The organism is Pseudonocardia ailaonensis (genome assembly GCF_039531635.1).
Classification (GTDB): Bacteria; Actinomycetota; Actinomycetes; order Mycobacteriales; family Pseudonocardiaceae; genus Pseudonocardia; species Pseudonocardia ailaonensis.
Map to the genome: position 1 here is coordinate 557,709 of NZ_BAAAQK010000028.1, position 19,292 is coordinate 577,000.

A 19,292-nucleotide genomic window follows, 5' to 3' on the forward strand; every position below is an offset into this window, starting at 1 on the left:
ACGAGGGTCAGACGTCGTAGCGGTCCGCGTCCATCACCTTCGCGAAGGCGGCGACGAAGTCCGCGACGAACTTGTCCTTCGCGTCGTCCGAGGCGTAGACCTCGGCGAGGGCGCGCAGCTCCGAGTTCGAGCCGAACACCAGGTCCGCACGGGTACCCGTGTACTTGACCTCGCCGCCGACCGAACCCTCGAAGAGGTCCTCGTCGCCGGTGGAGGCCCAGGTCAGGTCCAGGTCGAGCAGGTTGACGAAGAAGTCGTTCGTCAGGGTTCCGACGTTGTCCGTGAGCACGCCGTGCTTCGAGCCGCCCGAGTTGGCGCCCAGCACGCGCAGGCCGCCGACCAGCACGGTCATCTCCGGCGCCGACAGGCCGAGCAGGTTCGCCTTGTCGACGAGCAGGTACTCGCCGGGCAGGCGGTGGCCCTTGCCGCGGTAGTTGCGGAAGCCGTCGACCGTGGGCTCCAGGTAGGAGAAGGACTCGACGTCCGTCTTCTCCTGGGTGGCGTCCGTGCGGCCCGGGGTGAACGGGACGGAGACGCCGGACGCCTTCTCGACCGCCGCGACGCCGCCGAGGACGACGAGGTCGGCGAACGAGACGGTGCCGGAGAACGAGGACTGGACGCCCTCGAGGACCCGGACGACCTGGGCGAGCTCGTCGGGGTCGTTGGCCTCCCAGCCGCGCTGCGGCTCGAGGCGGATGCGGCCGCCGTTGGCGCCACCCCGCTTGTCGCTGATCCGGAACGACGAGGCCGCGGCCCACGCCGTCGACACCAGCTGCGAGACGGTGAGCCCCGAGTCGAGGATCGCCTTCTTCAGCTCGGCGACCTGCGCGTCCGTGAGGGTGTAGTCCCCGCGGGCCGGCACCGGGTCCTGCCAGAGCAGCTCCTCCGACGGGACCTGGGCGCCGATGTAGCGCTGGATCGGGCCCATGTCGCGGTGGGTGAGCTTGTACCAGGCGCGGGCGAACGCGTCCGCGAACTGGTCCGGGTTCTCGAAGAAGCGGCGCGAGATCCGCTCGTAGATCGGGTCGAAGCGCAGCGCGAGGTCCGTGGTGAGCATGGTCGGCAGACGCTTCGGGTCACCGGCCTCCGGGCCGGGGATGACGGCCTCGGCGTCCTTCGCGACCCACTGGTTGGCACCCGCGGGGCTCTGGGTGAGCTCCCACTCGTAGCCGAACAGGTTCTCGAAGAAGTTGTTGCTCCACTGCGTGGGCGTGGTGGTCCAGGTGACCTCCAGGCCCGACGTGATGGTGTCGCGGCCCTTGCCCGAGCCGAAGCCCTGCTTCCAGCCGAGACCCTGCTGCTCGATCGGGGCGCCCTCGGGCTCCGGGCCGACGTTGTTGTCGATGTCCGGGTTGGCCGCACCGTGGGTCTTGCCGAAGGTGTGCCCGCCGGCGATGAGGGCGACGGTCTCCTCGTCGTTCATCGCCATCCGGCCGAAGGTCTCGCGGATGTCCCGCGCCGACGCGATCGGGTCCGGGTTGGCGTTGGGGCCCTCCGGGTTGACGTAGATCAGGCCCATCTGAACGGCGCCGAGCGGCTTCTCCAGCTCGCGGTCGCCCGTGTAGCGCTCGTCGCCCAGCCAGGTGCGCTCCGGGCCCCAGTAGACGTCCTCGTCCGGCTCGTAGACGTCCGCGCGGCCGCCGGCGAAGCCGAAGGTGGTGAAGCCCATGGTCTCCAGCGCGCGGTTGCCCACGAAGACGAACAGGTCCGCCCAGGAGACCTTCTGGCCCCACTTCTTCTTGACCGGCCACAGCAGCCGGCGGCCCTTGTCCAGGTTGCCGTTGTCCGGCCAGCTGTTCAGCGGCGCGAACCGCTGCATGCCGGCGCCCGCGCCACCGCGGCCGTCCTCCACGCGGTAGGTGCCCGCGCTGTGCCAGGCGAGCCGGATCATGAAGGGGCCGTAGTGCCCGAAGTCCGCGGGCCACCAGTCCTTGGAGTCCGTCAGCACCGCGTCGACGTCCGCGGCCAGCTCGTCGAGGTCGACGGTCGCGAACGCGGCCGCGTAGTCGAAGCCCGGGAGCGGGTTGGCCTCGGCCGGGTGCTTGCGCAGGATCTTCAGGTTGAGCTGGTTCGGCCACCAGTCGGTGTTGCCACCGTTCTCGGTGGGGTGCGCGAGACGTCCGGCGTGGACGGGGCAGCCCCCGGCCTCCGCCTCGTTCATTCCCTTTTCGACGGTGGTGTGGTCGTCAGACACGGGGACTTCCTTCCGAATCAGCAACGGTGGTGGTGGAGGAGACCGCACAGGCGGGACAGACCCCCCAGTAGACGACCTCGGCCTCGTGGATCTCGTAGCCGTGATCGTCCGCGGCGGTCAGACAGGGAGCGGAGCCGACGGCGCAGTCGACGTCGGCGATGGCGCCGCACGAGCGGCAGACCACGTGATGGTGGTTGTCGCCCACGCGGGACTCGTAGCGCGCGACCGAGCCCGAGGGCTCGATGCGGCGCACCAGACCGGCCGTCGTCAACGCGCCCAGCACGTCGTAGACGGCCTGATGGGACACCTCGCCGAGGCCCTCCCGCACGGCCCCGATGATCGACGCGGTGTCCGCGTGCGGGTGGTCGTAGACCGCGGACAGCACGGCGACCCGGGGACGCGTCACCCGCAGGGCGGCCCCGCGCAGCATGCGCTCGTAGTCCGTGGTGGTCGGCACGGCACCGACCCTGGCCTACTTTCTGGAACGAGTCAAGAATCCGTCTCAGTTCGAGACGATGAACGGCCGGTGATCAGTTGACGCGCGAGCCGTCCAGCTCGGCGACGAAGCCCTCGACGGAGCGCGCGGCACCCGGCGAGAGCGGGGCGCCCAGGATCTTCTCGGCCATCCCGGCGGAGAGCCCGCCCAGGTCGGCGCGCAGGCTCCGGCCCGCGGCGGCGCGCTGCGCGGCGATCTCCTCGGCGGCCGCGGCGCGGACCTGCGCGGAGTCCGCCTCGGCGGCGGCGCGGAGCTCGGCGCGGACCTCGGCGCCCTCGGCGCGGGCCTCGTCGCGGATCGTGGCGGCGTCGGCCCTGGCCTCGGCCAGGCCCTTCTCGTACTGCGCCTTGAGGTCCTCCGCCTGCTCCCGCAGCGCCTCGGCGCGGGCGAGCCCACCGTCGATCTTGTCGGCGCGCTCGGCGTAGAGCTTCTCGAAGACGGGGAAGACGGTGCGGGCCAGGACGTAGAACAGCAGCCCGAAGCAGACGAGCCCGACGATCATCTCGACCAGGCTGCCGCCCAGCGGGATCTTGAAGGTGGTCGCCAGGTACAGGACGAAGCCCATGAGCACGACACCGACGACACCTGCCACCCAGGCCGCACCCGTGGCGTTCTTGCCGTCGTTCCCGGACATCGCTCTCCCCTGTCACCGCTGACCCCGACCTGCGGAGCCATCATCGCACGTCGCGCGGGCCACTCGTCGGTGTCCTGCTCCGGCCGGGTCGGCCGGTCCCGGCCGGGCCGCCGCGCGTCGCCTGTTCGGGGCCCGACCTGCGGTGCCAGAGTGTCCATCATGTCCGATGCACCTCCCGTGGCCACGCAGCGAGATCCCGACAAGGGCTTCTTCGGCCAGCCGTTCCTGCTCACCTCGCTGTTCGGCGTGGAGATGTGGGAGCGCTTCTCCTTCTACGGCATGCAGGGCATCGTGCTCATCTACCTGTACTACTCCGCCGAGCAGGGCGGGCTGGGCGTCCCGCAGGGCACGGCGGCCGGCATCGTCGGCGCGTACGGCGGCCTGGTCTACCTGTCGACGATCGTCGCCACCTGGATCGCGGACCGGGCGCTGGGCGCCGAGCGGACCCTGTTCTTCAGCGCGATCGTCGTGATGGCCGGGCACATCGCCCTCGCCGTGCTCCCGGGCCTGACCGGGGTGGGTGTCGGGCTGGTGCTCATCGCGCTGGGCAGCGGCGGGGTCAAGGGCAACGCGACCACCCTCGTCGGCAGCCTCTACGCGCCGGACGACGAGCGCCGCGACGCCGGGTTCTCCCTGTTCTACCTGGGCATCAACCTCGGTGCGCTGGTCGGGCCGCTGCTCACCGGCATCCTCGCGGACGTGGCCGGCTTCCACGTCGGGTTCGGGCTCGCCGCGGTCGGCATGGCGCTCGGGCTGGTGCAGTACTCGGTCCAGCGGCGCAAGCTGCCCGCGGCGGCGAGCGAGGTCCCGTCCCCGCTGAGCCCCGCCGCCCGGACCCGGGCGATCGTCCTGGCGGCGGTCGGCGTCGTCGTGATCGTGGTGCTGGCGCTGACCGGCGTGCTCAGCGCGGACCGGCTGAGCCTCGCGGTGATCGTCGTGTCCGCGGCCGCCGCGGTGGCCGTGTTCGCCCTCATGCTCAGCAGCGACGGGGTCGACGCCGTGGAGCGCCGCCGGGTGCTCGCCTTCATCCCGCTCTGGATCGCCAGCGTGGCCTTCTGGTCGCTCTACCAGCAGCAGTTCACCGTGCTGACGATCTACTCGGACCAGCAGCTGGACCGCAACCTGTTCGGCTGGGAGTTCCCGGTGGGCTGGGTGCAGTCGATCAACCCGGTGTTCATCATCGTCCTGTCCGGCGTGTTCGCGGCCCTGTGGACGAAGCTCGGCAGCCGCCAGCCGTCCACCCCGCTGAAGTTCGGCCTCGCCGCCGCGATCATGGGCGTGGCGTTCCTGCTCTTCCTGCCGCTGGCGGGCGGCGGGCCGAACAGCGCGCCGCTGCTGGCGATGGTGGGCATCCTGTTCGTGTTCACGATCGCCGAGCTGATGCTGTCCCCGGTGGGCCTGTCGGTGTCGACGAAGCTGGCGCCCAAGGCCTTCCGCGCGCAGATGGTCGGCCTGTTCTTCCTGTCCGTCGCGCTGGGCACCGCGATCTCGGGCGGCCTTGCCGGGCTCTACTCCGCGCAGCACGAGACCGTCTACTTCGGCGTCAACGGGGCGGTCGCGATCGTCGTCGGCATCCTGGTGATGGCCTCGGCGCCGGCCCTGCGGAAGCTGATGGAGGGTGTGAAGTAGGCCCCGCCCGCCGGGTCGAGCAGGCCGCCGGGATGTCGCCCGGGCCTGCTCGACGTCGGCGGGGTGCGACCGTCAGGTCGTGAGCGGCGGGCGCGGTGTGACGATGGCGAACTGCGGGTTGTTGGGGGTGAGGACCGCGAGCAGGCGCTCGAGCCTCTCCACCGAGCCCTCGACCGTCACGAACCCCTTCTCGACGGCGGTCGCCGGATCGACCGCCCCACCGATGAGCATGAGGAGGGCACGCTTCGTGAGCTGCAGCGTCGTGGCGCCGGCGGGGGGCTCGGCGCACCAGCGGTGCACGAGGGTGCCGTTGCGCAGCTCGGTGAGGTAGGTCCGGCCCGTCTCGGTGAACGTCCAGGCGAGGACGATGTGCTCGTCCCAGGCGCGCGGGCCGTCGACACGGAGCGCGATGCTGAGGAACAGCTGCTCGATGGTCATCGCCGACGCCATGGCCGAGGAGCCGCCGGCGCGCTGGTGCACCCCCTGGCGCAGCTCCTGGGCGCCGCTGAGGAAGGCGTTGCGCCAGGTCCCGTTCTCCTGCGCGTGGCCGATCCGCTCGAACGTGTCCGCCTGCAGTGCGCGGGCCTTCTCGTTCGTCTCGTCGTCGAACAGGATGCGGTCGAGGACCTCGGCCGCCCAGCGGTAGTCACCCTCGGCGAACGCGGCCTCGGCCAGGGCCATGGCCGCGGCCGGTCCGCCCATGGCGCGGACGTAGCGCTGCGCCGCGGCGACCGGGGGATGCTGCCAGAGGTGCGCGGGGTTGCCGTCGTACCAGCCCAGGTAGCGCTGGTAGATCGCCTTGACGTTGTGGCTGACCGATCCGTAGTAGCCGCGGGTGTGCCACGCGGCCTCCACGGCGGGCGGCAGCACCAGCGTCTCGGCGATCTCGGCGCCGACATAGCCCTGGTTGATCAGCCGCACGGTCTGGTCGTGCAGGTAGGAGTAGAGATCACGCTGCAGCGCCAGGAACTCCACGGAGCGCTCGCGGCCCCAGGTGGGCCAGTGGTGCGAGGCGAAGACGAGATCGAGATCGCCCCCGAACAGGTCGATGCTCTCCGTGATGTAGTCGGCCCAGGCGCGCGAGTCACGGACGAACGCGCCGCGGATGGTGAGGATGTTGTGCAGGGTGTGCGAGGTGTTCTCGGCCATGCACAGCGCGCGGAGGTCGGGCAGGTAGAAGTTCATCTCCGAGGGGGCCTCGGTGCCCGGTGTGATCTGAAACACCAGGCGGACCCCGTCGATGACGAGCTCCTGGCCGGTGTGGTCGATGTCCACGGTCGGCGGGATCAGGGCGGCCTCGCCGGCGGACGGCCGCTGGCCCAGGCCCGAGCCGATCTGGCCGGTCGGGCTGGTGTCGAGCATGAGGCCGAACATGTACTGGGACCGCCGCCCCATCGCCGCCCCGGCGACGAGGACCTCCCCCACGGCGTGCTCCATGAAGCCGGAGGGGGCGATCACCTGGACCTTCCCCTCGGCGACGTCCTGCTCCGTGGTGACGCCCCTGACCCCGCCGAAGTGGTCCGCGTGCGAATGCGAGTAGACCACCGCGACGACGGGCCGGTCCCCCCGGTGGGCCCGGTACAGGGCCAGGGCGGCAGCGGCGGTCTCCGTCGAGATCAGCGGGTCGACGACGATCACGCCGTTGTCCGACTCGATGAAGCTGACGACCGAGACGTCGTAGCCCCGAACCTGGTAGAGCCCGTCCGTCACCTCGAAGAGCCCGTCGTGGACCAGCAGGCGGCTCTGCCGCCACAGGCTCGGGTTCGCCGTCGGCGGGCACTCCTCGGACAGGAACGCGTAGGCGTCCAGGTCCCACGCGACCCGCCCGTCGGCGGTCCTGATCCGACGATCGTCGCTGCGGCCCACGAACCCGCGAGTCGCGTCCTCGTGGTCCTGTTCGTCGGACCACGGAAGGCCGGCGGCGTGCGCCGCGGTGGCCCCCTGCGTGGCCTCGCTCTTCACCATGCCGGAAAGCCTAGAGACACCCCGGGCGCCACCTCAAGCGAATCGATCATCGAATGTCCGGACTATTGACCGAGTCCGCTCGCTGTGGCTGAATGCTCCCCTTCCCGCCCCGCCGAGCGGCGTCGGCCGGAGGGTGTCGCCACTGCTCGCGGCGAGGGCGCACGCACCGACGAAAACGGCCTCTGACCAACGTTTCCGCTGGCCAGAGGCCGTCAACCCAGGGTGTGGCAGGTGAAGGATTCGAACCTTCGTAGGCTAAGCCGACGGATTTACAGTCCGCTCCCTTTGGCCACTCGGGCAACCTGCCCCGGGTCGCAGTCGGCGCGCCGACGTGCGGGGAGAAGGATACGACAGCGGTGATCCACCCCCGACGAGGGGGTGCCACCCACAGCAGCACCCCACAGCACGAGGAGGAGTCATGGCCGACCCGTCGTTCGACGTCGTCAGCAAGGTCGACCGCCAGGAGGTCGACAACGCCCTGAACCAGGCCGCGAAGGAGCTCTCCCAGCGCTTCGACTTCCGGGGCACGGGCACCTCCATCGACTGGGCGGGCGAGGAGGCGATCACGCTCGAGTCGGAGACCGAGGAGCGGCTCAAGGCGGCCGTCGAGGTCTTCAAGGAGAAGCTGATCAAGCGGAACATCTCGCTCAAGGCCTTCGAGGTCGGCGAGCCCGCCGTGTCCGGCAAGACCTACAAGGTCAGCGGCAAGATCATCCAGGGCATCGAGTCCGACAAGGCCAAGGAGATCTCCAAGGCCATCCGGGACGAGAAGTTCAAGGGCGTGCAGGCTCAGATCCAGGGCGACCAGCTGCGGGTCTCGGGCAAGAAGAAGGACGACCTGCAGGCCGTCATCGCCCTGCTCAAGGGCCAGGACTTCGGCATCGCCCTGCAGTTCACCAACTACCGCTGACGCACCGCCTCTGACCTGCACGAACAGACCAGGACGTGGACGGCGGTACAACGCTGGTACAACCGCGCGCGGAGTCGACCTCGTCCAGCCGGTACCCGATACGGGTGGTCGGCCTGACAGTCGGAGTTGCGTGGCCCATCGCGGGCTCCACGTTCTTGACATACTCCCGCCTGAGGTTCCCCGCCGGCTCGGACTACCGGACCGCACATGGGCACCGCTCCGCCGGGCCCGTGACGCCGTCGCGGCACAGCCGGTGTCACGGGCTCCGGAGAGGCCGCGGCCCTTGTGCTCCGCCCAGATCCGCGGCGATCTCGAGCTCCGCCTCGGGGCGGAGCACCGCAACCGGTTCGGTTGCGTCAGTCGACCAGCCGGATCGCGTTGACCGGGCACATGTTTGCGGCGTCCCTGACACCCTCGACGAGGTCCTGGTCCAGCTCCGGCGACTCGTACTCCGACCCGACGGCGAGTGCTCTCAGGGTCAGGACACCGTCGTCGTCGACCTCGAAGATCTTCGGCGCCAGATATGTGCACTGAGCATGGCCATCACACAGATTCATGTCCACGACGAACTTCATCGGTCTCCTGTAGAACAGGTGTTCAGCTGTACTGGAGCAGGACAGGTAGTCCCTTGAGCGCGTACACCCCTGGCATGGGCTTCTGCCTGACCGATTCGCGAGGGACGGCGAGCCGGATGTCCGCGGCGCGGTCGAAGAGGACCTCGAGGGCTATCCGCGCCTCTGCGCGCGCCAGCAGGTGACCGATGCAGTAATGGATTCCGTGACCGAAGGCCATGTGCCCGGTCGGGTCTCGGTGGATGTCGAAGACGTCGGGCTCCTCGAACTGCGCGCCGTCCCGATTGGCCGCCGCCAACAGCAGCCGTGCTCGACCGCCGGCCGAGACCGGGCACCCGCCCACCTCTGTCGGCCTCTCTACGGTGCGCATGATCCACGAGGCCGGGCTGATGAAGCGGAGGGACTCCTCGACCAGGGCAGGGATCAGGCCGTAGTCGGAGCGGACCTCGGCCATCACCTCCGGGTGATCGAGCAGCAGGAGCATCATGCCGCCGAGGAGGTTCGTCGTGGTGTCGTTCCCCGCTATGAGAAACCCCCTGAGGAGCTCCAAGATCTCAGGGACGTCCAGCGGGCGCTCACCGTCGACGCGGGCACTCACCAGCAGCGAGACTGCGTCCTCGCGCGGTGACGCACGCCGCTCCTCGATGATCGCAGCGAAGTACTGCTGGAAGTCGACGTAGCTGCGCATGCACTCGACTCGACGCTCGGGCGTCATGCTCGGACTCAGTGACACCTCGATCATGTCGTCCGACCACGCCTTGAAACGACGCTGGTCGACTCGGGGGACGCCGAGCCAGTCCGCCATCACGAAACTCGGGAAGACGTCCGTGTACTCACGAACGAAATCCACCTCCGTCCGGCCCCCGAAGTCGTCGATCACCGTGTTGGCGATCTCGCGGATGTCCGGTTCGAGAGCACTCACGACCTGGGGAGAGAAGACCCTGGCCACCAGCCGTCGGAACCGGACGTGAGACGGCGGATTGTTGTTGCTCAGCGTCGGGACGGCCGGGAAGCCCTCCGCTGTGAGGATCGCCTCCGCCTCCGGAACTCCTCCGCCGTAACTCGGACGTGAGTTCGAGAAGAGCTCCGGATGGGACGCGGCGTTACGGACGTCGTCGTAACGAGAGATCATGTATCCCTGTCCATCGGGGAACTCGTAGACCGGCTCCTCGTGCAGCAACGACGCGAAGAACTCGCTCGTGTCCGTCCAGACCCCTGGGATGGAGATGTCGAACTGATCAGGCTTCACTCTGGGTCCTCCAAGGCTGTGTCCGATCCACCACACGACTCGACGTCTCCCTCCGCGACCCGGCGATCCGAAGGACGACACACGTACGAATCCTTGCTAGTGAACGTACGTTTGTCAACAAGCTGACACCAAGCCTCATAGGTGGATCGCTCGGCGCCTGAGTGCCTACCCGACACACTCGACGCATGCCTGTCAGGTGGTCGACATCGGACCGCCCTCCGCCACCACAGTATCTCTGTCGAGATGACGCAAGGTGAACGAACGTCCGTCTTCGCCTACCCGATGTTGGTGTGACGTTCCCTGGCTTGGCTGTCCGTCCACCACCGATCGACAGCGCAACGGAGCGACCTCACGTGACCCCGCGGCGTCGCTGCTGTGGGCGGTCCTGTTCCTGATCGTCTTCGTGCCGCTGTGCTCGGTGCGGTACTCGCGTCCGGCGAGGTGGCTACAGCTGCCGGACCATCGCCACGCCGAGCGGTCCGCGGCCCTTCCCCGCGACCACGAACCCCGTCCGGCTGTAGAGCCGGGCCGCGGGGTTGCGGATATGGACGTTGAGGGCCAGGTGGTGGTGGCCCGCCTCCGCGGCGCGGGCGGCGAGGGCGTCGAGCAAGGCGCCGCCGAGGCCGCGACCGCGGGCGGTGGGCGTCACCGCGACGACGAGCTCGGGCGCGCCCGCCACCAGCGGAGGCTCCACGAAGGTCCACCAAGCGGCCCCGAGCTCCGGCTCCGCGACGACGACGGCGTCCGGCGAGGAGGGGAGCTGCAGCTCGGGATCATCGGGCGGAGGCAGGGGGCGGTCCTCGATCACCGAGGCGAACCGGGCCATCTCGACGAGGAAGGCGGCGTCGGAGGGCCGGCCCGGCCGGATCCGCAGGTGGCTCGTCATCGTCGTTCCCTCGTGATCGGCGCTGCCTGCATCGGCGCACCGTCGCATGCTCGACAAGGCTCGCCGGATCCGCGAGACCGGCCACAACCCGGACGGCGTCGAGGCCGGAGAGGTCCGGGCGCACATCGATCGGCTACTCAGCCGCGGCTGAGCCCCTACCGCCCCACCACCCCGTCGATCACCTGCCGGAGCAGGTCCGCGTGGCCGTTGTGGCGGGCGTACTCGCCGATCAGGTGCAGGTAGACCATCCGCAGGGACATCGCCTCGCCGCGGAAGTCGATCTCGTGGTCGAGGGGGATCCCGGCGACGGCGGCGTCCCCGCGGGCCGCTTCCTCCTGCAGCACCCGCAGCTCGTCGGCGGCGAGCTCGGCGACGCCGGCGTCGAAGTCGGTGGGGTCCCCGGGGCCACCGTGGAGGTCCGGGACGTCCTCGCCCCCGACCCGGCGGCGCAGCCAGATCCGTTCGACCTTCGCCAGGTGCCGGACGAGCCCGAGCAGCGACAGCGTCGACGGCGGGACCGGGCGGGCGGCGAGCTCTTCGGCGGTGAGGCCGGCGCATATCCGCAGGAGGGTGGCGCGGTGGCGGTCGAGGTAACCCTGCAGGACCGCGCGCTCGTCGCCCGTCATCGGGCCGCCCGTCAGCAGCCCGGCCGACGGGCCCGGATCGGGCGCGGTCCAGCTCACGACACGAGCGTAGGCATGGTCCCCGGAAGAATTTTCCGGGAGGGTGTCCTTCCCGCGGGGTCCCCGTTCGTCCATGGGGTGACGCCGATCCCGGCGCCCACGCATCTGGAGGTCAGTCATGCCGCAGTACGCCGCCGTCATCTACTCCCGTGACGCCGACTGGACCAGCGCCGAGGAGGCGGACACCACGAAGGAGTACGCCGCCTTCTCCGAGTCCGCCGCCGCCGTCATCCGCGGGGGCGCCGCGCTCTACCCGACCAGCACCGCGACCACCGTGCGGGTGCAGGGCGGGAAGGGCGGCGACATCGTCACCACCGACGGCCCCTACGCCGAGACGAAGGAGGTGCTCACCGGCTTCTACCTGCTGGAGTGCGCCGATCTCGACGAGGCCGTGAAGGTCGCCGCGACGATCCCGGGCGCCTGGGACGGAGCCGTCGAGGTCCGCCCCGTGATCGACTTCGGGGGCTGAGATACAGCAGGCGCACGCCGCCCTCGTCCGCCTGGTGCGCGACGAGGGCCGGCGCGTGCTGGCCACCCTCGTCCGGCTGACGGGCGATCTGCAGCTCGCCGAGGACGCCGTCCAGGACGCCACCCTGCGGGCTCTGGAGGTCTGGCCGCGCGACGGCGTCCCGGCCGAACCGCGCGCCTGGCTCACGCTCACGGCGCGCCGGCGCGCGATCGACCTGCTGCGCCGCGAGGCCGTCCGGCCGGGCAAGGAGCTGCAGGTCGTGGCCTACGAACCCGAGACCCCGGAGACCATCAGGGACGACCAGCTCCGGCTGCTGTTCACCTGCTGCCATCCCGCGCTCGCCCACGAGACCCAGGTCGCGCTCGCGTTGCGCACGCTCTGCGGGCTCGATGTCCCCGAGGTCGCCGCGCTGCTCCTCGTCGGTGAGGAGACGATGGCGAAGCGCCTCACCCGCGCCCGGCAGAAGATCACGAAGGCCCGGATCCCGTACCGCGTGCCCGCCGACCACGAGCTGCCCGACCGGCTGCGCGGCGTCCTCACCACGGTCTACCTGCTGTTCACCGAGGGCGCCGACCCGATCGGCGAGACCCGCCCCGCGCTGGTCGAGGAGGCCCTGCGCCTCACCCGGCTGCTGCGCGAGCTGATGCCGGGCGAACCGCCGGTCCTGGGCCTGCTCGCCCTCGAGCTGCTCACGGACGCCCGCCGCGCCGCCCGCCGCGACCCCGGTGGCCGTCCGGTGCTCCTCGCCGACCAGGACCGCAGCCTCTGGCGGCGCGACCTGGTCGAGGAGGGCGTGCTGCTCGTCGGCGAGGGGCTACGACGCAGCCCGGACACACCCGATCCGTACGTGGTGCAGGCGGCGATCGCGGCCTGCCACGCCCTCGCGCCGACCTGGGCGGACACGGACTGGGCGGCGATCGTCTCCTGGTACGACGTGCTGCTCACGGTGGCCGGGACGCCGGTCGTCGCGCTCAACCGGGCCGCCGCGGTGGCCGAGCGGGACGGGCCGGAGGCGGGGCTCGCCGCCGTCGACGCCGTGGCCGGGCTGGAGCGCTACCCGCTCTGGCACGCCTCCCGCGCGGAGCTGCTCGGCCGGCTCGGCGACCGCGCGGGCGCCGACCAGGCCTGGGCTGCGGCGCTGGCCCTCCCCCAGGATCCGGCGCAGGCCGCCCAGCTGCGGCGGCGTCAGGACGCCACGTAGACCGCGTTCTGCGGCCGCGGCGCGGGTAGCACGTCGACCTGCGCGAACCCCGCCTCGCGGAGCGTCGCGACCGCCCGCTCACGGCCCCACATCGCGCCCAGGCCGGCACCGCGCCCGTCGAGCGAGATGGGCAGGCAGTGCAGCAGGCTGACGCCGTACGCGGCCGCCGCGACGGGGTCGCCGGCAAGGGCGTCGAGATCACCAGGGAACCCGGCGTCGACCATGACGAGGACGCCGCCGCGGACGAGCACCCGGCGGACCGCGGCGAGCGCCTCGACGGGCCGCGGCAGGTCGTGGACGACGTCGACGGCGAGCACCACGTCGTACTCGCCGCTCAGCGCCACCGCGTCCCCGACCTCGTAGGTCAGGTTGGGCAGCGGCGCCCCGGCCGCGGCGAGCGCGATCGCCTCCGGCACCACGTCGATGCCCGTGACCTGAGAGGATCCGAACTCCTGCGCCACGAGCCGGGTGGTCTGCCCGGTCCCGCAGCCGACGTCGAGCACCCGGGCACCGGCCCGCAGCCGAGCGAGGAGGCCGGGGACGGGGGCGAGGAACCCGCTCACGAACACGGCGTCGTACAGGTGCCGGCGGGGCTCACCGAGGGTCTCCCCCGCCCGCGCCGCGTAGACGCGCGGCGGGATGCCGGCGCCGTCGGCGAACCGGGCGGCGACCTCGGGGGCCATCGCGGTGAGCCGGGTGAGCATCTCGGCGGTCGGGGCGACGTTGGCCGGGCTCGCGCCGGTGAGCAGCGGCGCGTACCCGTCGGCGAAGGCGTAGTGCCCGGCCGCGTGGGTCACGATGCCGCCGGCGACGAGACAGCCGAGCCACTCCCGGACGTACCGCGGGGCCGCCCCGGCGCGGCCGGCGATCTCCGCCTCGCTCCCGGGCAGCGCCTGCAGCAGCCCGGTCCGGTGCCCGAGGGCGATCGCGGTGACCAGCACGTGCCCGAGCGTCAGGTCCGCGAGCCGCTCCGCCGGGGACTGCGCCATGCCCGGACGGTAGCGCGGATCAGGCCGGACGCTTCCCCAGACCGGCCTTGGCGACCTCGATGTGCGCGCCCTGCCGGGCCAGCTGCGCGGCGTCGTCGCCGGTCAGGTCCAGGGACGGGCCGAACGTGGCGTCGTGGGCGACCATCCGGCCGGTGAAGGTGACCAGGTCGCCGGGGCGGACCGTGTACGGCGACTCCCCCGGCTGCACGACGAGCTCCACCCACACCCGGTCGGTCCCGGTGCCGACCCAGAAGCCCTCGTCGGCGGGGACGGACTCGACGGGCACCGACTCCGCCGTCACGGTGCGGCCGGTGTAGGCGCGCAGGTCCTCGCCCGGGAGCGGGAGCAACGCGGTGTCCCCGGCGAGCAGCCGCGCGGACACCGCGGCCGACGGCGTGCACTGGACCAGCGCGTACACGGCACCGAGCGAGAAGACGGCCGCCATGATCGCCCAGAGCCACAACGGGCTGCCGAGACGCGGACGGCGGCGGCGCATCCCGTCCACGAACCCCACCGCCTCGGGTTCAGGGGCGACGGGCTCCTGTGTCGTCATCGTGCCGACCTCCCGCCCGTCGTTCACCTGATCGGGGGTCCCCGCGCGGTGCGGGGGCCAAACCGGCAACGTCGGGACGGGCGCGGCCGACCTCCTCCACGTGACCGACACCCGTGCCACCGTCGCCGCCCAGGCCCGCGCCGTCGCCGACGCCTGGTCGCCGCCCGGTGCGCCCGAGAGCTGGTGGCTCACGGCCGCACTGCTCGCGACGATCGCCGACGACGAGGTGCTGCTCGACCTCGCCGCGGCGGTCCCGCCGGACCGGCTCCCGGCGCTGCTGCTCTCCGCGGCGGTGCGCCGGCTGGTCACCGAGCTGCCGGACGAGCCGCTGGCCAGGCACTTCCCGGTCCCCGGCGGGGCGCAGCCGCCCCGCGACCCGGGATTCGCCGCCGAGCTCGGCGCCTTCGCGAGGGCGCACCGCGACGAGCTCGCCGCCCTGTGCGCGGAGCACCGCTACCAGATGAACGAGGCCGGGCGCTGCGCCGACGTCCTGCCCGTCCTGGCCCGGATCGCGGCCGCGGACCCGCGCCCGCTCGCGCTCGTCGACCTGGGGACCGGGGCCGGCCTGGCCCTGCACTCGGACCGGTACCACTACGCGTACCGCGGGAACGAGACCTGGACAGCCGGCGATCCGGCGTCACCGGTGCAGCTGGAGTGCGAGGTCCGCAGCGGACGCCCGCCCGTCGCGCTGCCGGTGCTCGCGGACCGGGTCGGGATCGACGTCGAGCCGCTGGACCTGCGCGATCCCGGCACCCGGGCCTGGCTCGCGGCCTGCGTGCCGCCGGAGGCGGGCGCGGTCACGCGCTTCGCCGCGGCATCGGCCATCGCAGCCGCCCGGCCCGCCCGCACGGTCCGCGGCGACCTGCTCGAGGTGCTGCCCGACGTGGTCGCGTCGCTGCCGCCCGGGCCGGTGTGCGTGGTCGACACCTATGTGCACGTCTTCCTGCCGCCCGAGCGCCTCGCCCGCTTCGACACCGTGCTCGCCGGGCTCTCCGCCGACCGGGACGTGCACTGGATCTCGGTCGACCCCCTGGTCCCGCTGGGCCCGGAGGCGCACAGCACGGTGCAGGGCCTCGACGTGCCGCCGGAGTGGGTCGAGGACAACCGGCGCGGCGGGGTGTTCGGCGTGATCGGGCACGCCGCCTACCGCGACGGCACCCGCACCGCCGAGGTCCTCGGCCGCGCCCACCCGAGCGCGGCCTGGCTGGAGTGGCTGCGCTGAGTGGCCTGCGCTGAGCCGCTACTTGGCCCCGAACTCGGCCTTCACCTCGGCGCGCCACTCGGCGTAGTCCGCGCCCTGCTCCAGGCCGAGGGTGCCGATGCAGTCCCCGCAGCGCCCCACGATCCGGATGAGCGCGACCTGCCCGCAGCGGACACAGGTCTGCGGGAGCGCGGTGCTGGTGTCGTCGTCCGCCATGGGCCCAGTCTCGCACCGCGATCAGCGCCGACGAACACCGCGCTCCGGGCCGGCGGACACCGCGCTCAGCGCAGGATCAGACAGGTGGACGTCCCGTCGGCGAGCAACCGGCCCTGCTCGTCCGCGAGCTCGGCGCGGGCCAGCGCGGTCGTCCGACCGGCGTGCACGATCCAGCCCGTGGCGCGCACCGGTCCGGTGTCGACGGTCATGCGACGCAGGAACTTCACGCTGAGGTCGAGGCTCGTGTACCCGACGCCCTCGGGCAGGGTGCTGTGCACCGCGCAGCCCATCGCGGAGTCCAGCAGCGTGGCGTAGACGCCACCGTGCACGGAGCCGATCGGGTTGTAGTGGAAGAACTCCGGCTGCAGCAGGAACACCGCCCGGCCGGACTCGATGGACTCGAGCTCGAACCCCAACGTGCTCGAGATCGGCGGCGCCGGCAGCTCCCCCGCCGCCAAGGCCTGCATGACCTCGAGCCCACTGCGCCCGGCGAGGTGCGCCGCGCCGCGCGGCTCGGTGTACTGGTGCGTGCGCTCCCGCGGGGGCGCCTCCACATCCGTCATGCCCCGACCCTACCTGGATTGCGAACAGAAACCTAGGCGCTGACGGGCTGCTCCCGCCGCCGGCAGGCCTGGGCATAGGCGACCGGGGTCAGCCCGATGGCCGCGGTGAAGTCCCGGATGAAGTGCGACTGGTCGAAGTAGCCCAGCTCGGCCGCCACCTCCGCCCACGGCCGCGCCTGCTCCTCCGCCAGCCGCGCGGCCGCCTCGTGCAGCCGGTAGCGCCGCAGCACGAACTTCGGGCTCACCCCGACGTACCGGTTGAACAGCCGCTGCAGCGTGCGCGGCGCGATCCCGAACCGCGCGCAGACCTCCTCGACCTTGCCGATCTCCCGGTCCCCCAGCAGGACGGCGACGATCCGCCCGACGAGCTCGACGTTCGGGTCCGGCTCGGGCCACCGCTCCCGCAGGAAGCCCTCCATCCGGGCGATCAGCGCGTCGACGTCGAGAACAGGGCCCGGCCCGGTCAGCGACTCGGCGAGCCGGTCCGCCGCCGGCCCCCAGAGCCCCGATGCCGGCGCCGTGACCTCGGTGATCGACGAGACCGGCCGGCCGAGGAACGGCAGGAACGCCCCGGGCCGGAACTTGGTGCCGAACACCCGGCCCTCGCCCGTGTAGTCGTAGGTGAACCGCTCCCGCCCCACGCCGGCGACCGCGAGCATCCCCCGGTCCAGCACGACGTTCACACACGGCTGTGGCAGCAGCGTGACCGAGGCCCGCTTCCCGGGCGGCAGCGACCAGGTGACCACCCAGTGCCGCTCGACCAGCGCCGCGAGGTCCGGCGCGGGCGCGTACCGCTCGAGCCGGAAGTCGACGTCCCGGACGCCGAGGATGCCGTAGTCGCTGGTCGTGGACAGCGCTGCGGCGGAGGCGGAACCGGTGGAGCCGACCATGGGCCCAGTCTGCCCCCACCCCCCGACAGTGTCAGGCCCCGCGGCGGGCCATCTCCTCGAGCCGCCGGATCCGCTCCGCGATCGGCGGGTGCGTGGAGAACAACCTGGCCATGTGCTCGCCCGGCCGGAACGGACTGGCGATCATGAGGTGCGACTGCGACACGAGCTGCGGGTCCGGCGGCAGCGGCGCGAGCGCGGTGCCGCGCTCCAGCTTGTGCAGCGCGCTCGCGAGCGCGAGGGGGTCCCCGGTCAGCGCGGCACCGGAGGCGTCCGCCTGGTACTCCCGCGAGCGGCTGACCGCCATCTGCACCACGCCCGCCGCAATCGGCCCGAGCAGCGCGATCAGGACCATGGCGAACGGGTTGGGACGGTCCTCGTCGCCGCCGCCGAAGATGCCGGCGAACATCGCGATGTTCGCCAGGAAGCTGATCATCGACGCCATCGCCCCCGCGACGCAGGAGATCAGGATGTCCCGGTTGTAGACGTGCGACAGCTCGTGCCCGAGCACCGCGCGCAGCTCCCGCTCGTCGAGCAGGTCGAGCAGGCCGGTGGTGGCGCACACCGCGGCGTGGCGCGGGTTGCGGCCGGTGGCGAAGGCGTTCGGCGCGTTGGTCGGGCTGATGTAGAGCTGCGGCATCGGCTGGCGGGCGCGCTGCGACAGCTCGCGCACGATCCGGTGGAGCGCGGGCGCCTCGGCCTCGGTGACCGGGCGGGCGTGCATGGCGCGCAGCGACATCGTCGCCGAGTTGAAGTAGGCGTAGCCGTTCATGGCCAGCGCCGCGAGGACGGCCACGATCAGCCCGGTCCGGCCACCGATCAGCCCGCCGACCAGCAGCACCAGGGCGCTCATCGCGCCCAGCAGGACCGCCGTCTTCAGCCCGTTGACGTGCCCGTGCACCGCGCCTGCCTCCTCGTCCCCGTCCTCGGCCCGACAACGAGCGGGCGGGGACGGGTGTTCCGCGTCCGGACGGTATCCCGTACGGGCCTGCGGGGTGCGAGGATCTCCGACCATGACCACCGAAGTCCGCACCGCGGTCACCGACGGCGTGGCGCTGCTGACCGTGTCCAACCCCGCCCGTCGCAACGCGATGAACCTGGACCTCGCCGGCAGGCTGGTCGCCGCCGTGGACGCGGCCGTGGCCGATCCGGCCGTCGGCGCGATCGTCGTCACCGGGGAGGCACCGGCGTTCTCGGCCGGCGGCGACCTCGGGGAGCTGCAGCAGGCGGACCCGGCCCAGCTCCGGCGGATCTACTCCGGCTTCCTCGCCCTCGCGCGCTGTCCGCTGCCCACCCTCGCCGCCGTCAACGGCGCGGCGGTCGGCGCGGGCCTGAACCTGGCCCTGGCCTGCGACGTCCGGCTGGCCGGCCCCGGCGCGAAGTTCGACGTCCGGTTCATGCAGCTCGGCCTGCACCCGGGCGGCGGCTTCACCTGGATGATCGAGCGCGCGGTCGGCACCCAGGGCGCGAAGGCCATGACCCTGTTCGGCGACGTCCTGGACTCGGCCGAGGCGGAACGCGTCGGCCTCGTGTGGCGCCGCTACGACACGGACGAGGCCCTGCTCGCGGGGGCTCTCGAGCTCGCCGGACGCGCCGCCGCGGCACCCCGTGCGTTGATCGAGACGACGAAGGCCACGATGGGGGTCACCGCGGGCGCGCTCTCGCACGCCGAGGCCACCGAGATCGAGGTCCGCGCGCAGGCCGCTTCCGTACACTCGGAGGAGTTCAAGCAACGCGTCACCGCGCTCCAGGCCCGTATCGCCAAGAGGTGACGGCATCGTGACGATCGGAGGTCGTGTGACGTCCAGCAGTGGGCAAGGACACCCGGCGGCACAGCGAGTTAATCTCGTCCGGACATTTCGATTCCCGACCCGAACCGGGGAATGACCAGCACATGACCTCCAATGACACCGCCGTCGAGCCTCTCGAGCCCGAGGTCGTCACGAAGGACCGGGTGGTCATCCGGTTCGCGGGTGACTCCGGTGACGGGATGCA

Annotated in this window: 20 protein-coding genes and 1 tRNA gene; 6 read left to right on the forward strand and 15 right to left on the reverse strand. The window is 71.9% G+C overall.

The annotated features are described in order from the left end of the window. Positions 1 to 7: 7 nt before the first annotated feature. The 3 genes from katG to atpF all read right to left on the reverse strand — a co-directional run bounded on the left by katG (position 8) and on the right by atpF (position 3,324). Positions 8 to 2,161 (reverse strand): catalase/peroxidase HPI, encoded by a 2,154-nt coding sequence (katG, locus tag ABD324_RS35120; protein WP_344427586.1) that lies wholly within the window; start codon positions 2,159 to 2,161, stop codon positions 8 to 10. A gap of 25 nt (positions 2,162 to 2,186) precedes the next feature. After that, positions 2,187 to 2,651, reverse strand: coding sequence for a Fur family transcriptional regulator (locus tag ABD324_RS35125; RefSeq protein WP_344427470.1), 465 nt, complete (start codon positions 2,649 to 2,651; stop codon positions 2,187 to 2,189). A 73-nt stretch (positions 2,652 to 2,724) separates the two neighbouring features. Further along, positions 2,725 to 3,324 carry a F0F1 ATP synthase subunit B gene (atpF, locus tag ABD324_RS35130; protein WP_344427473.1) on the reverse strand — a complete coding sequence of 200 codons (600 nt, stop codon included), beginning with the start codon at positions 3,322 to 3,324 and terminating at the stop codon, positions 2,725 to 2,727. A 159-nt stretch (positions 3,325 to 3,483) separates the two neighbouring features. On the opposite strand from atpF, the gene ABD324_RS35135 reads away from it, so the two are divergent. Next, positions 3,484 to 4,953 carry a peptide MFS transporter gene (locus tag ABD324_RS35135; protein ID WP_344427476.1) on the forward strand — a complete coding sequence of 490 codons (1,470 nt, stop codon included), beginning with the start codon at positions 3,484 to 3,486 and terminating at the stop codon, positions 4,951 to 4,953. 72 nt (positions 4,954 to 5,025) lie between these two features. Here the strand turns inward: ABD324_RS35135 and ABD324_RS35140 are convergent, their stop codons facing one another. Together ABD324_RS35140 and ABD324_RS35145 are read right to left on the reverse strand one after the other, a co-directional pair. Further along, positions 5,026 to 6,918 (reverse strand): alkyl/aryl-sulfatase, encoded by a 1,893-nt coding sequence (locus tag ABD324_RS35140; RefSeq protein WP_344427479.1) that lies wholly within the window; start codon positions 6,916 to 6,918, stop codon positions 5,026 to 5,028. Positions 6,919 to 7,143: 225 nt separating this feature from the next. Continuing rightward, positions 7,144 to 7,225 (reverse strand) — tRNA-Tyr (locus ABD324_RS35145). 111 nt (positions 7,226 to 7,336) lie between these two features. On the opposite strand from ABD324_RS35145, the gene ABD324_RS35150 reads away from it, so the two are divergent. Further along, positions 7,337 to 7,828 carry a YajQ family cyclic di-GMP-binding protein gene (locus tag ABD324_RS35150; RefSeq protein WP_344427482.1) on the forward strand — a complete coding sequence of 164 codons (492 nt, stop codon included), beginning with the start codon at positions 7,337 to 7,339 and terminating at the stop codon, positions 7,826 to 7,828. 356 nt (positions 7,829 to 8,184) lie between these two features. Here ABD324_RS35150 and ABD324_RS35155 read toward each other — a convergent pair whose 3' ends face one another. The 4 genes from ABD324_RS35155 to ABD324_RS35170 form a co-directional block, all read right to left on the reverse strand. After that, on the reverse strand, positions 8,185 to 8,403 hold the full coding sequence (locus tag ABD324_RS35155) for a ferredoxin (RefSeq protein WP_344427485.1): 219 nt from the start codon (positions 8,401 to 8,403) through the stop codon (positions 8,185 to 8,187). Positions 8,404 to 8,425: 22 nt separating this feature from the next. Next, positions 8,426 to 9,649: a cytochrome P450 gene (locus ABD324_RS35160; RefSeq protein ID WP_344427488.1), complete on the reverse strand. Its 1,224-nt coding sequence runs from the start codon at positions 9,647 to 9,649 to the stop codon at positions 8,426 to 8,428. A gap of 445 nt (positions 9,650 to 10,094) precedes the next feature. After that, on the reverse strand, positions 10,095 to 10,535 hold the full coding sequence (locus ABD324_RS35165) for a GNAT family N-acetyltransferase (RefSeq protein WP_344427491.1): 441 nt from the start codon (positions 10,533 to 10,535) through the stop codon (positions 10,095 to 10,097). A 155-nt stretch (positions 10,536 to 10,690) separates the two neighbouring features. Then, complete coding sequence (locus ABD324_RS35170) at positions 10,691 to 11,218, reverse strand: DinB family protein (protein ID WP_344427493.1); 528 nt, start codon at positions 11,216 to 11,218, stop codon at positions 10,691 to 10,693. A gap of 118 nt (positions 11,219 to 11,336) precedes the next feature. Here ABD324_RS35170 and ABD324_RS35175 point away from each other — a divergent pair, with 118 nt between their 5' ends. Together ABD324_RS35175 and ABD324_RS35180 are read left to right on the forward strand one after the other, a co-directional pair. Beyond that, positions 11,337 to 11,687 (forward strand): YciI family protein, encoded by a 351-nt coding sequence (locus ABD324_RS35175; protein WP_344427496.1) that lies wholly within the window; start codon positions 11,337 to 11,339, stop codon positions 11,685 to 11,687. A 1-nt stretch (position 11,688) separates the two neighbouring features. Continuing rightward, entirely contained in the window at positions 11,689 to 12,888 is a 1,200-nt protein-coding gene (locus tag ABD324_RS35180; protein ID WP_425565974.1) for an RNA polymerase sigma factor, read from the forward strand. Here the strand turns inward: ABD324_RS35180 and ABD324_RS35185 are convergent. Continuing rightward, positions 12,873 to 13,877: a class I SAM-dependent methyltransferase gene (locus ABD324_RS35185; protein ID WP_344427502.1), complete on the reverse strand. Its 1,005-nt coding sequence runs from the start codon at positions 13,875 to 13,877 to the stop codon at positions 12,873 to 12,875. The two genes, ABD324_RS35180 and ABD324_RS35185, sit on opposite strands and share 16 nt — an antisense overlap. 19 nt (positions 13,878 to 13,896) lie before the next feature. Beyond that, entirely contained in the window at positions 13,897 to 14,430 is a 534-nt protein-coding gene (locus tag ABD324_RS35190; RefSeq protein ID WP_344427505.1) for a hypothetical protein, read from the reverse strand. Positions 14,431 to 14,530: 100 nt separating this feature from the next. Here ABD324_RS35190 and ABD324_RS35195 point away from each other — a divergent pair, with 100 nt between their 5' ends. Beyond that, entirely contained in the window at positions 14,531 to 15,652 is a 1,122-nt protein-coding gene (locus ABD324_RS35195) for a DUF2332 domain-containing protein (protein WP_344427508.1), read from the forward strand. 18 nt (positions 15,653 to 15,670) lie between these two features. Here the strand turns inward: ABD324_RS35195 and ABD324_RS35200 are convergent, their stop codons facing one another. The 4 genes from ABD324_RS35200 to htpX form a co-directional block, all read right to left on the reverse strand. Next, positions 15,671 to 15,847, reverse strand: a complete 177-nt coding sequence (locus ABD324_RS35200; protein ID WP_344427511.1) for a hypothetical protein — start codon at positions 15,845 to 15,847, stop codon at positions 15,671 to 15,673. A gap of 65 nt (positions 15,848 to 15,912) precedes the next feature. After that, a complete protein-coding gene (locus tag ABD324_RS35205) occupies positions 15,913 to 16,410 on the reverse strand; it encodes a PaaI family thioesterase (RefSeq protein WP_344427513.1) in 498 nt (165 codons plus the stop codon). Between the two features lie 32 nt (positions 16,411 to 16,442). Beyond that, complete coding sequence (locus ABD324_RS35210) at positions 16,443 to 17,300, reverse strand: helix-turn-helix domain-containing protein (RefSeq protein ID WP_344427516.1); 858 nt, start codon at positions 17,298 to 17,300, stop codon at positions 16,443 to 16,445. 31 nt (positions 17,301 to 17,331) lie between these two features. Further along, on the reverse strand, positions 17,332 to 18,198 hold the full coding sequence (gene htpX / locus ABD324_RS35215; protein ID WP_344427518.1) for a zinc metalloprotease HtpX: 867 nt from the start codon (positions 18,196 to 18,198) through the stop codon (positions 17,332 to 17,334). Positions 18,199 to 18,310: 112 nt separating this feature from the next. Here htpX and ABD324_RS35220 point away from each other — a divergent pair, with 112 nt between their 5' ends. Next, positions 18,311 to 19,069, forward strand: coding sequence for an enoyl-CoA hydratase (locus ABD324_RS35220; protein WP_344427521.1), 759 nt, complete (start codon positions 18,311 to 18,313; stop codon positions 19,067 to 19,069). Positions 19,070 to 19,292: the final 223 nt, after the last annotated feature.